Genomic DNA, 12,803 nt, shown 5'->3' with positions numbered 1-12,803 from the left:
GAAACCTATTAGAAATCGCAAGAAGGAAATTGAAGTCAATTGTACAATATAAGAAATAGCAGCTTGCATCATGCAGGCTGCTATTTTTCTCCTTATTTCTACTTTTTAGTAATTTCACAGTATAGTACCAATAATGGGACCACTTAGCTTAAGTTATAACTAGAATTCCTCAACTTAGATTAATTCCACTCCATGACGCTCAAATGCTGCTGCTTCTAGAATGGACATACCTTGTTCCTCTGCAGCCTTAGCCACTTTATCTGAAACTTGTGGTGCTAGATTCGCAGGGGCAGCATATGACATTTCCCTTGCACGTGCAGAGTTTCTTCGTTGGAACGGTCCCCAAATAGCAAAGGTTTTGCCTGGGCTTTGAATATTAACAAACAGCGTGTTTCCATCAGGTGAGAAGGTAGGGCCTGCAAGTTCAGAATCACTTAGTCGGTTAGCGGCAAAAGGATAGACTTTGCCTTCAGGGGTAATTCCCATCAGTCGATCTTGGCCGGAACCATCTTCTGCATACCAAAGGTCACCCCATGGAGTCATGCAGATATTATCTGGATATTCCATTTCTCGTGCATCATTTCCCTCATAGAAAAGCTCTAATGTATTCGTGTGAGGAATATAGCGGTATACGCGTCCGAGTTTTTTGTCACCGGCAGAAGTGTCGTCGAACCAGAAAACACCCTCTTGGAAGAACGCTCCCTCAAGTCTTGAGAATTTAATACAGTTTTGTGCAGCTGCTTCCTCGCGGCACATATGAGGGTCTACTTTCTTCCAAACAATTTTAAAAGTTTGGCCTGTTTTGAAAGTGCTTGCTGCTGGATCAGTTACCGCTTCAATCGCAGCCGCATAAAGCGTACCGCCCTCTTGTAATGCGCCAGGCTTTTGGCTTGTGTTATTTGGGATAAAACGATAAAGGTAGCTTGGGCTCGCATCTTCAGTTAAGTATACATATCCTGTAGATGGGTCAATGGCACAGGCTTCGTGTGCAAAGCGGCCCATTTCCTTGATTGGAGTTCTGGACATATCATTTTCAGGCTGCTGTGGATCTACTTCGAATACATAACCGTGTCCAGTAGAACGATTTTCTTCACAAGTCAGCCAAGTCCCCCAAGGTGTTGCACCACCCGCACAATTTCGGATTGTACCTGAAGACGTTACATATTCTTTAATAACTTCTCGATTAGCTCCTACAATTAGAGCCGTTGTACCGCCTTGTGCATTTGCATCATACGGATTGCTTCCAAATGCCGGGCCTGTCCCTAATTCATGATTACGAACAAGGATGGTCGTATTGTTTGGACCTTCAAAAGCTGCCATCCCATCAAAAGCTCCCGGGATTTTTGCCCCATTGGACATCAACTCTCCCTCTTTGGAGATAATTTTGTAATGAAACCCTTGTGGAAGATCGAGAATTCCATTTGGATCCGGAACCAAAGGACCATATCCGCCAAAACCGCTGGCAGGATTATTCGTATTATCCGCAAATGCTTTCGAACCGAGTGCTAACACACCAGTTGATCCAAGCGTAAGAGCAAGTGTACCCATTCCTCCTGCTTTTAAAAAGTCTCTTCTATTCAATCCGTTTTTAGAAGTCTCATTAATCATTAACTATCTCTCCTCAATTATGTATATTTTGAATCTAGTAATAGATTAATGGAGGAGTTTTAAGAGATGATGGGATTTATGTAAATATTCAGTAAACGATTGATAAAGAATTGTAAATAATAGAAGACTCGTTACCAACGAGTCTTCTTAATGGCTGGTTATTTAGCTGTTTGGTATAGGGTCTGTCTTAATAGATAGACTGAAATTGTTGCTAGTAAGATAGACGTAATTAAAACCTGTTCTGCTATAGCAAATGCACCCAGATAGGCAATAGTTCAAAGCTGTGGTACTTTATTTTTATCACTGGATTTTTACTGTTACGGGTTCTATGTCCAGTTCCACTCCAACGAAGGAATAATCATCTTTGCTTCCGTCTTTGTATCCCCAGAATCCATCTGTTTGAGGTCCTTTGCGAAAAGTTAACTCAAATCCTTCTCCTTCAGAAAAGCTGTAGCTCTTCACCACTTCCTCAGTACGATTATCAGTGAGATTATAGGAAATAAAGTGACCCAGGCTTCCATGCGGAGACAGCACACCTGAATGGGGAGCCGCTTCGTAGTGGTAATACTCATGATCTTTTGTGGAAAGTTTGTCTTTCCTTATGGTGAACTCCTTCGTTTCAAGATCCAGAACATCTCCCGATTTCATCCAGGAAAGGCGGATATTTTTATAGAGAGAAGGAGCGTCTTTTTGTTCCTCTACCTTCGATAAGTCGATGACGGAAACTCCTCCTCTTCCTGCTGCTGTTAATTTACCAGTGGCATTGTCAAGAACCAGTGCAGTGTCCTCATCAATCCCATATGAAAACTCATCCTGTTGTCCATGTGCGGCTGCTGTGGCAATCAAACGTCCAAGTCTCGCCTTTTTATCAAAGTGCTGATCAACGATGCCATGCGGGAAGAATCCCAATCCTTTTTCCAAGTAACCTGGACCGCCTTCCTGCTGAGTCATGTTGTCATAGCTATCAATAAACCCTGATGTGAGCGTGTTGTGGCTTCCGCCGCCTGCCAGCATCACATCACTCATAATGGCTGCCCCTGCACTTGTTCCTCCCAAAACGGCTCCATTATGATAAATATCCCAGATGCTTTGGAGCACTATTGATCTAGATCCGTCTTGATTTAGAAGGGAAGCTGTAATATTTGTCTGATCTCCGCCTACAAACCAGATGGCATCATAGTTTTTAATCTGCTCTGCAAGCTGCGGATCATTTCTGTTATTTTTCCAAAGAGATTCATTTTCTACTGTTCCTTTAAAGTCACGGCTGGCGATTTTCAGTATATCAATGTTTTCTGCAGGCACGCCATACCGTTCAAGATCTGACTTGAATGCAAAGGAAGATTTCAAGCTGGAACTGGCTGCTGGGACAATTCCGATTTTGGGATTTTCTCCAGCTCTGGAAATGAACGCTTCGTAGACTTCCTGGTTGCTGCTTCCGAGCGCACCGCCAGCTATCACAAGGCTGCCCTTATTGCCTGCTTCTAATCCTTCTTCCTCTGAAGTGAAGCTGGAATTCTGATAAAAGTCCTTAAACAGATCAGGCTTTTTCTCAAATAAGACAGAAACAGGCTCGATACTCATTTTTACATGCAGCAGTGAATAGGAATCTTTCTGGCCATCTTCATAGCCCCAATACCCATTTGTATCTTCGCCCTTCTCGAAAATAAGCTTGAATCCTTCTCCAGCAGAATTGTATATATAGCTCTCTACCTTATCTGTGATTGCATTGTCAACCAATGAATATGAAAGGTAATGTTTCAGAGATCCATAAGAGGAAAGGACTCCTGTGGCCGGCAGCGGCTTGAAGTCATAATACTCGTATCCTTTCGTTTCAGCTTTATCCTCTTTGAATGTGAATTCCTTAGATTTCGCATGAAGTTTGTCGCCGGCAGATAAGTAACTGATGTCAACATTCTCTATCTGCTTTCCTTTTCTTTTGGCCTTTGTGACATCTAGGACTGCCACTCCGCTTCTTCCTGTTACTTCAATTGTCTGATTCTGATTATTGACGACCATGGCGGTGTCTTCATCTATTCCATAAACGAGGTCTCGGGTATTGTACGTGATCGCTGTGGCAGCTAATCGGCCAAGTCTTGCACGCTCATCAAAATGCTGGTCTAAAATACCCCATTGAAAGAATCCCAGCCCCTTCTCAATATAAACCGGGGCATATTCCTCCGACGGATTTGATTGGTCTTTTTTAGTGAATTCCTGTTTAAAGCCGCCAAGGCTATCTCCGCCAGTAATCATTACATCACTCATAATAGCGGCTCCTGCACTGGTTCCTCCTAGGACGGCGCCCTCTCTATAAATCTTCCAGATAGCATCAAGTGCTTGTGTATTTTTGCCATTTTTCTTTAGAAGGGCCTCAGTTATTTTAAGCTGATCTCCGCCGACAAACCAGATCCCTGTCAATTTTTCAATTTTCTCAGCGAGCTCCCTGCTGTCGCTGTTCTTCTTCCAGCTGCTTTCATCTTCCTCTGTTCCGCTGAAGTCGTGTGAAGATACAGGGAGAATTTCTACTGATGACTCCTTCACCCCGTATGACAGCAAGTCCTTTTTATATGCAAAGGATGATTTTAGTGAACCCGACGCAGCCGGGATGATCCCAATCTTAGCTTGGTCATTCCCGCCGGCTAAATCGATAAACTTTTGATAAACATCCCGATTTGTGCTCCCGAGAGCACCTCCGACAATCACAAGATTCCCCTTAATCGTGTCTGAGTTTTTCATTGCCTGGATTTCTGGGGTTCCTGCACTTCCAAAGAGGAGCAGAAGGATGGTAAAAACAATCCATTTTTTCATAAGTATCTTTCTCCTTTCATTTCCTATGTTCATTTTTATTAGTTGCAAGTTTTATGCCAGAAGAAGAACTCTGAAAAATCAGGAAATTATATAGAGAAAAATTCTTATTGGTGAAAAATGGTTGTTATTGGTACAGCCATTTAGCAATATACCCAGTTTCCTTCGCTATTTTGAGGGGCTTTATAAGTGGATGGAACAAGCTCAAAGTTTGCCGCAAGTGATAGAAAAGCCAATCTTCCACTTGGTTAAAAACTTACATATTTTTTGCTTTATGGTAATTAGGAAAACAAATACTCCCTATTTTTTTTGAAATCTTCACGAATCTCATTTAATCTGTTAAATCAGGAATAAGGCATACCCGTTTTTCCTTTTCATCAATAGTAATAGTAAAACTTGCATCTGTGTCGATATTACTTAATTGTCTAATTTCTACCGGTATATGGATGGTTCCATTTCGATTATAGGTACACTTATTTTCTTTTTCAAATCCCGCTTTACTTGTTAATACTATTTTTTTACCATCTATAAAAATATTAATAATGTCACCTACTTCAATATTTAATATTTTAGTAAGAGTTTTAGGAATGTACAATTGTCCATTTTTTCTTAATTTGACTTTACTCATTCAATCCCTCCCTGAAGTGTTTTGATTGGCTAGAAGCAGGCAATCTTATCAAGAATAAAATTGAAAGGGCGGGCTCTAAAATAAAATCAATGAGCCTACATTCATACATTGTAGGCTCGTTGATTTTATTTAACTGCTGTAGTAATATTCCACACGAAGGGGTCACCCATTTTATTCCAATCTTCTAACATCTCATCTTGTGTTAATAAACAGTAATCTAAAGAAGCTTTTACAACTTCTTTATCCATGTGGATTCCGATCACAACGATTTCATTTTTCCGATCTCCAAACTTTTCATCCCAATCTTCTTTTAAGGTCGGGTCTTCTTCAAAATATTGGGCTTGTTGCTCTGAGGACAAGGAGGCAATCCAATATGCTACCGGGTCTAATTGAACCGATGGACCTGCTTGTGAAAATAATAAAACTACGTCATTCCTGGTTGCACACCAAACGATTCCTTTTGCCCTCACAATTTCTTCTGGCATTTCTTCTACCCAGCGATTGAACCTTTCAGAATGAAATGGGATCCAACTTCTATAAACAAAGGAGCTGATTCCATACTCTTCCGTTTCCGGAGTATGCTCGGGTGCTTCCAATTCTTTAACCCAGCCGGCAGATTCGCTTGCGGCTTCGAAATTAAACAAACCTGTATTTAAAATCTCTGATAGGTGAATATTCCCCTTTATGGAACGATGAAACTTCGCTGTAGGCTGTAACTTTCTTAAAAAAACCTCCAGTTGAATTAATTGTTCCTCTTCAAGCAAATCGCATTTATTAAGGATTAAGACATCACAAAACTCAATTTGGTCTATTAATAAGTCTGCAACACTTCTCTCATCCTCTTCACCGACACCCTGGTTTCTTTCCAGCAGGAGATCTCCTGAGGCAAAGTCATGCCAAAACCTGTTTGCATCAACCACGGTAACCATTGTATCGAGTTTACAATCCTTTGTAAGATCAATACCTAGCTCTTCATCTATGTAAGAAAAAGTTTGTGCAACGGGTACTGGTTCGCTTATACCTGTTGATTCAATCACAATATAATCTATATTTCCAATCTCAACCAGTCGTTCCACTTCTTTTAAAAGGTCTTCTCTTAATGTACAGCATATACATCCATTTGATAGTTCCACAAGCTTTTCTTCCGTTCTGTTTAACCCCCCTCCCTGTTTTACCAACTCTGCATCCACATTAATTTCACTCATGTCATTAACAATAACGGCAACTCTTAATCCATCTCGGTTCTGAAGTATATGGTTAAGTAAAGTGGTCTTCCCTGCTCCTAAATAGCCGCTTAAAACAGTTACTGGAATTCTGTTATCTTTCATCATTATTCTCCCTTTCGTTTTACAAATAATAATCATTACGATTTAAACTTTATACCTATTTTATAAACTTGAAATGACTCAGGCATTAAAGGGCATTTAACTACACCATTTTCTTACTTTGTTTCTCTGTGTATCGTATAGCGATTCAATCGAGGAGAATATTTCTTTAGTTCGAGTCTATCCGGATTATTCCGCTTGTTCTTTGTTGTAATGTAATTTCTGTCGCCAGTTTCTGTACATTGTAAAGTAATTTTCACACGCATTTTGCTTCCTCCTTAATGATTTTAAATCAAAATGATTACGATTTGCACTTTATCCCAATTTCGTTTTAATGTCAAGCGGTAGAACGATGATTTCTTACTTTTAAAAATATAAATCGAAATGATTCCTAAATTTATTTACAAACACATAGTTTTATAAAACGTAAAAATTCCGTTTTATCACATTCTAAATCAAGGAGTATTTTATGAAAATTTCTACACTTAATCCCCCTCATTGCTAACTATAATTCCTCTTACATCCCTGCCTGCTTTCTTACGGCAGGGAATTTCATTAAAACAATTATTATCAGGTAATAGAAGCATTCATTGCTGCTTCTGTACAAACCTTTTTACCGGCTAAAGCATTTTTAGAAACTGGAAATGGTCCCGAGATTTGTTATGGTTGTGTTGGCATTAATCATTTCAACGGTTAAACAGTGAAACAAAAAAACACCATCGAGATGAACGAAGATGTTTGTGCCGCTTATTACAATGAGATAGGCATGGATATTGGTAAATATAAAGGAAAAAAAATCAAATTAAAAGGATTTGTATATAAAGAAAATAGTACTAAAAAAAAGCAGCCAACACTATGAAGGCCGCTTCCCAACAAATTATTCTATTAAAATGGTACTTTTTTATAATATCTTCTAATTGTCAGCGGGTGATTCCTTTGCTCTTCCAAATGGCAGCTGACTCTCTCAAGTAACGCTGCAAAGACAGTAGGAGAAACGAGACTACGCAGACCTTCGGAAATACCCTCTAAAGGATATTCCTTCGTATCAAAAATGGTTACTTCCTTCGAGTAATGTTTAGCAAATCGCTCGACTCTTTCCGCTAGCTGACGGGTTCGATCTTCCCCTTTTAGCAGAATAATGCTCGTATCTTCTTCCACTAATTCCAAGGTACCATGGAAAAAATCAGAGGCATGAACCGGTCGTGTTTTAATCCACTGCATTTCTTCTAAAATACACATGCCATAATAATAGGTTTGACCCCAATCGATCCCTGTTCCAGAAAGGATATGGTACGGTGTATCTTTATGTTTCAAGGCAAACTCCGCCGCCCGCGGTTCTACCGCTTCCTTCACGGTAAGGAGGGCATTTGGCAAATGTCTCATTTCCTCAACAAATTGATGGTAGACTGGAAATTCATTTCGCTTATACATCAAACGAAACGCTAGTAAATAAGACTGGATATAGAACGATTCACAGGAGGTATCATCAGCCGCATAATTAACAAAAGTATAATCGGTTTCCTTCGCTAACGGTGTACCGGCATGACCCACAAGGCTGATGGTTACCGCACCCTTTACTTTACAAAACGCCGCTGCCTCCACTGTTTCTTTGGTTGTACCAGACAAAGAAGGCAAGATAACCAATGAATGATTACCCAGGCGCTGATGATCCATCAACATTAATTCCGAAGAGATTTCTGTATAAACCGGCAGGCTGGAATGTGTTTTTAAAATATATTCAGCTGGTCGCATCAGGATGACCGCTCCCCCAGTCCCAACAAAGAATACATTTTCCACCCCTTTTTCTATCAGCGAATCAATCACCTGATCAAATTCATCCTTAAGAGATAAGGCACCATTTTGAATGGTTAAATATCTTTCCGCATCAAAGTTAAACATACTGGCCGCCTCCTAGTAAGCCATTTTACGGTAATATCTGCGCGTCTCTAACGGATGATTTCTTTCACGCTCAAGATATACACTGATTCGGCCCGTTAATGCCCAGTTCAGGCAGACCGCAAAGTGCTTTCTGAATTCATCACTAACTCCTTCCAAGCGGTAATCCTTTGTATCTATAATAAACAATTCGTTGGTGATATTTTCGGCGAATCGTTCCACACGTTCCACCAATGGACGAGTTTCGTCCTCGCCCTTGAATAAAATCACACTTGTATCCTCTTCAACCAACTCAAGCGTGCCGTGGAAGAATTCAGCCGCATGGATGGATTTAGACTTGATCCATTGCATTTCTTCTAGGATACACATTGCGTAGGAATAAGTATTCCCCCACAGGTTCCCGGCCCCAACCAGCATATGATAATCGGTATTTTTATGTTTGATCGCGAATTGCTCAGCTTGTGAGTCGAACTGCTCTAACGCATCGACGATCCCTTGTGGTAAAAGGGAAATTTCTTTTGCAAACTGATCATATTGCGGAAACTCATCATTGTTATGAATAAAACGGAACGTTAGCAGCTGCAGGTGAATAAAGAACGTGTCAAACGAATGCTTCTCATGACCAGTGGAGATGCAGTAATCAACAGCCTCAGCCAATGGTGTGCCTTGTTCTGCGACTAGTCCAATCGTTGTGGCACCCTTGCTCTTACAGAACTCAGCTGCGGCTACTGTTTCTTTTGTCGTGCCAGTAACGGAAGCAAAGATACAAACAGAGTCCTTAGTCAGGTGACGATTATTCATCACCATAAGCTCAGCTGCAATTTCCGCATGTACCTCCAGTGTAGAATTGGACTTTAAGATATACTCATAGGGATACATCATCGCAATCGTCCCGCCGGAGCCGATAAGGAAAATGTTTTTAAATCCTTTAGCCGAAATGCCATCAACAACCTTCTCAATTTCCTCTCTCTTCGCGATGGCCTCTTTCCCAACCAATTGTAAAAATAACTCAGTATCAAATTTCAACATGTACACAACCTCCAAATTTTTTTGAATTATTAGGACTACCTTCTTGGTGCCTTATAGTACCTACGAAATAGACACGATCTATGCTTTGTTTTTTAAAGACATCCAAAGTCTTTTGTACGTCGCTTACATTTTTTTATCCTCCTTTATTTATTGACTTTGGCAGATGAAACTCATTTTGCGTATATTGGAGCCTTTGATATGTACCAAAACAAATCAAGGCGAATCCACCAATAAAAATACATCCATACAGCAGCACCAACGGTCCAAGTCCATCGTAGAGCAGCCCGCCTAGTAAAGGTCCGATTGTTCTTCCCACATTGGCAGCACCACTCACTAAGCCTTGGTACATTCCTCTTCTTTTTATGGGTGCCAGTCGATCCGCAATCGCTGGCACGGCCGGAAAAATAAGGATTTCTCCGATCGTCATTATCACCATTCCCGCAACAAACCCGCCATAGGAATGACTCTGTGACAAGAGGCCGAAAGTAGCCATAAAAAAGAGTACGCCCGATAAAAGCTGCCACTTTATCGGTACTTTCATGCGGGCCATAAACCATTGGATCAAAGGCTGACCCAATAAGATTAGGATCCCGTTGATGGTCCACAAAGCACTATAGGCTGACAACGTAAATCCTAACTGGTGCATATAGTTGGAAATACTCGTTTGCCATTGGATATAGGTGACCCAGCAAAACATAAATCCTAAACAAAGAACCAGTAAGGAATTAAAGCTTTGTGCAGGACGCACCTCATGTTTCGGATTCAGGACATGTTCCTTCTTCACCTTCACAGTTTCAATAACTGGGTCAGGTTCTTCGAGTGCGAACCAAACAATGATGATAAAGACAAGATAGGTGAATCCATTGACCCAAAAGACGTATTGAAAAGAGAATTGCGCTACTATGCCGCCTAAAGCGGTACCTACTGCCACACCAAAATTAAGAACCAGATAGATGAGATTGAAGCTTTTTCTGCCGCCTTCCTTCCAAACAATTCCTGCAAGGGCATAGATGGGAGGAAAAATGATCCCAATGGCCAATCCAAGCAGGACCATCATTAGGATATAGACAGGCCATGATAGACCAATTGAAATAATGAAAATAAAACAGGCAGCTGCTAGGACCGAAAGTAAAAGGGTCCGTTTCCCACGAATGCGGTCATATAAGTAGCCGCCAAGGAAACTGCCAACAATCTCAGCTCCTGAATGAAGCATTAGAACAAAACCTGCTTCAGACAGCGTTTTTTCCATCCCTTGTGTCATGTAGATGGTGTGCAAGGGCCAAAGAAATGCCATACCGGTGGAATTGACCAACATTGCGATTAATAAAACTTTTAGGCTCTTGGGATAACTCCTCCAAATCGACATAGGATAAAACTCCTTTATATCACTGAATTAGTCACCCTATTCGGAACAATACCTCCGCTTTCAAACTCATACTTCACCATCACCTCTAACAAATAGTCCAGCGGATAGTGCAGATAATGAAAGTTCATTCCTCCTTTTTGCGACAGTTTGATTTTGCCCATCCAATCCCTCCTACTCTGTTCCCATCGTAGTTTTCTATTTGGTATATACCATTTAAACTAAACATACTAACTAGAGTGATGGAGAGGGAAGAGGAAAGCGAACCAACCCTTTCCTTTTCATTCCCCCTATGACTCTTTACCTGTATCCATTATCCTTTTACACTACCTGCCGAGAGACCACGCACAAATTGTTTTTGGAAAACAATGTACGCGATAATCATTGGCAGCGCCGAAATGGCTAACCCCGCCAATTGAATTCCGAAATTGGTATTCAACTGACTTCTCAAATTCATCAGACCCACCGGAATCGTCCTGAGGGCAGAATCCTCTACAAAAACTAACGCAAACATAAATTCATTCCACACGTTCATTCCCGTTAATAACGCACACGAGGCAATAATCGGTTTCCCCATCGGAACAATTATATTTCGGTACACCTTCCAACTATTACACCCATCAATAATCGCTGACTCCTCAAGCTCTTTCGGAATCGACAAAAAATAGGAGCGCATCAAGAAAATTGAAAACGGCAGTTGAAATGCAACATACGGGAGAATTAACGCCCAATAAGTATTGTACAGTCCAATCGCCTGCAGTAATTTGTAAAGTGGAATTAAGCTAACCTGCGGCGCCAGCATTAGCCCGCTTAGAATAATGACAAGCAAAATACTCTGTCCTTTAAACTGGAAGCGGCTTAATCCAAAAGCGGCCATCGACCCCAGCAGTAATACCGTTACGACCGATACCACCGTAATGAACACACTATTAAGGAAAAATTGACCAATCCCGGCATCCCAAGCGGCCCGATAATTTTCCCACAGCCATTTTTCCGGAAGCGACCAGGTATTTAAGAAAAAGTCAGCATTAGATTTTAGTCCGCTCAAGCCGAGCCAAAGGATTGGATAAATGATCACCAATGCAAAGAGACTAAACCATATAAGCACACCCGTTTGAAAAATTCTGTTTTTCACCTTAAAGGACAGCTTGGAACTTTCTGTCTTGATTTCTTTTATTTCATTCGTTTCAGCCACTGTATTATTATTCGTCATTGCTACGCCTCCTTTCCCGATTTGCCTATTTTTAACTGAATTAAGGAAAGAGTGAGGGTGACGACAAAAATAATAGTGCCGATGGTGGAAGCGTAGCCCATTTCATCATTTCGGAAGGCTGCACGATAAAGCATCGTTCCTAACACTTCGGTTGAACGGCCTGGCCCACCATTTGTCATTACATACACTTCATCGAATACTTTGAACGCACCGATTACCGTGATCACCGTACCGACCAGAATCATTTCCTTCATTTGCGGCAAGGTGATGAAAAAGAATGTTTTTATCTTAGAAGCTCCATCAATCATGGACGCTTCATAATATTCAAAAGGAATTTTTTGCATCGCAAGCAAGAATAACATCACCATATAACCGGTGTACTGCCATTGTGAAACAGCAACAACAGCATAAATCGCGGTTTTACTGTCACCCAGCCAAGATAATGCCCATTCCGATTGCCCGATTGCATTTAACACCCCGTTCACTAAACCCACTTCTGGGTTATAGAGGAGCTGCCATAACAAACCGACAACCGCAATGGAAATAACAGATGGGATAAAAAAGACAGTACGGAAAAAGGGCTGAAACCTTCTAATCAATTTATCTTCTAATATGGCTGCAATGATCAAGCCCATACCTATCTGAAAAACCAATGAAATGACAGCGTACAGAGAATTATTTTTCAATGCAGTAAAAAAGATTGGATCCTTGAAAAGTCTGCCATAATACTCTAAGCCAACAAAAACTCTCCCAGCCTCAAAGGAATTCCACCGAAACAAACTGTTATATAGATTTAATACAATCGGCAAAAATACAAAAAACAGGATGAATAGGAGCGCCGGCAAAATAAAAAGTATCGCAGTTTGGCTGTTTTTAAATGTTTTTGTCATCCCCAACTTCCTCCTAGGAGGGGGTAAGCAGATGTGCCCTGCCTACCCT

General features: G+C 40.9%; 12 protein-coding genes. 1 reads left to right on the top strand and 11 read right to left on the bottom strand.

Going from position 1 to position 12,803, the window contains the following annotated elements:
• Window positions 1–174: 174 nt before the first annotated feature.
• The 5 genes from QNH29_RS10465 to rpmG form a co-directional block, all read right to left on the bottom strand.
• Window positions 175–1,608 (bottom strand): alkaline phosphatase PhoX, encoded by a 1,434-nt coding sequence (locus tag QNH29_RS10465; RefSeq protein WP_283864714.1) that lies wholly within the window; start codon window positions 1,606–1,608, stop codon window positions 175–177.
• Window positions 1,609–1,908: 300 nt separating this feature from the next.
• Entirely contained in the window at window positions 1,909–4,413 is a 2,505-nt protein-coding gene (locus QNH29_RS10460) for a cyanophycinase (protein WP_283864713.1), read from the bottom strand.
• Between the two features lie 328 nt (window positions 4,414–4,741).
• Window positions 4,742–5,038, bottom strand: a complete 297-nt coding sequence (locus tag QNH29_RS10455) for an AbrB/MazE/SpoVT family DNA-binding domain-containing protein (RefSeq protein ID WP_283864712.1) — start codon at window positions 5,036–5,038, stop codon at window positions 4,742–4,744.
• 125 nt (window positions 5,039–5,163) lie between these two features.
• Window positions 5,164–6,366, bottom strand: a complete 1,203-nt coding sequence (locus QNH29_RS10450) for a GTP-binding protein (protein WP_283865589.1) — start codon at window positions 6,364–6,366, stop codon at window positions 5,164–5,166.
• 113 nt (window positions 6,367–6,479) lie between these two features.
• A complete protein-coding gene (rpmG, locus tag QNH29_RS10445; RefSeq protein WP_283864711.1) occupies window positions 6,480–6,629 on the bottom strand; it encodes a 50S ribosomal protein L33 in 150 nt (49 codons plus the stop codon).
• A 434-nt stretch (window positions 6,630–7,063) separates the two neighbouring features.
• Here rpmG and QNH29_RS10440 point away from each other — a divergent pair, with 434 nt between their 5' ends.
• Window positions 7,064–7,222, top strand: a complete 159-nt coding sequence (locus QNH29_RS10440; protein ID WP_283864710.1) for a TIGR03943 family putative permease subunit — start codon at window positions 7,064–7,066, stop codon at window positions 7,220–7,222.
• Between the two features lie 26 nt (window positions 7,223–7,248).
• Here the strand turns inward: QNH29_RS10440 and QNH29_RS10435 are convergent, their stop codons facing one another.
• From QNH29_RS10435 to QNH29_RS10410, 6 genes are all read right to left on the bottom strand, one after another.
• Complete coding sequence (locus QNH29_RS10435) at window positions 7,249–8,262, bottom strand: SIS domain-containing protein (RefSeq protein ID WP_283864709.1); 1,014 nt, start codon at window positions 8,260–8,262, stop codon at window positions 7,249–7,251.
• Window positions 8,263–8,274: 12 nt separating this feature from the next.
• On the bottom strand, window positions 8,275–9,288 hold the full coding sequence (locus QNH29_RS10430) for an SIS domain-containing protein (RefSeq protein ID WP_283864708.1): 1,014 nt from the start codon (window positions 9,286–9,288) through the stop codon (window positions 8,275–8,277).
• A gap of 133 nt (window positions 9,289–9,421) precedes the next feature.
• Window positions 9,422–10,603: an MDR family MFS transporter gene (locus QNH29_RS10425; RefSeq protein WP_283865588.1), complete on the bottom strand. Its 1,182-nt coding sequence runs from the start codon at window positions 10,601–10,603 to the stop codon at window positions 9,422–9,424.
• 65 nt (window positions 10,604–10,668) lie between these two features.
• Window positions 10,669–10,815 carry a hypothetical protein gene (locus QNH29_RS10420; RefSeq protein ID WP_283864707.1) on the bottom strand — a complete coding sequence of 49 codons (147 nt, stop codon included), beginning with the start codon at window positions 10,813–10,815 and terminating at the stop codon, window positions 10,669–10,671.
• A gap of 149 nt (window positions 10,816–10,964) precedes the next feature.
• Entirely contained in the window at window positions 10,965–11,864 is a 900-nt protein-coding gene (locus tag QNH29_RS10415; protein WP_283864706.1) for a carbohydrate ABC transporter permease, read from the bottom strand.
• Window positions 11,865–11,866: 2 nt separating this feature from the next.
• Entirely contained in the window at window positions 11,867–12,754 is an 888-nt protein-coding gene (locus tag QNH29_RS10410) for a carbohydrate ABC transporter permease (protein ID WP_283864705.1), read from the bottom strand.
• Between the last annotated feature and the right edge of the window lie 49 nt (window positions 12,755–12,803).

The sequence above is a fragment of the Neobacillus sp. DY30 genome (assembly GCF_030123065.1).
Taxonomy (GTDB): Bacteria; Bacillota; Bacilli; order Bacillales; family Cytobacillaceae; genus Neobacillus.
This window is presented reverse-complemented; position numbering and strand designations above follow the sequence as displayed.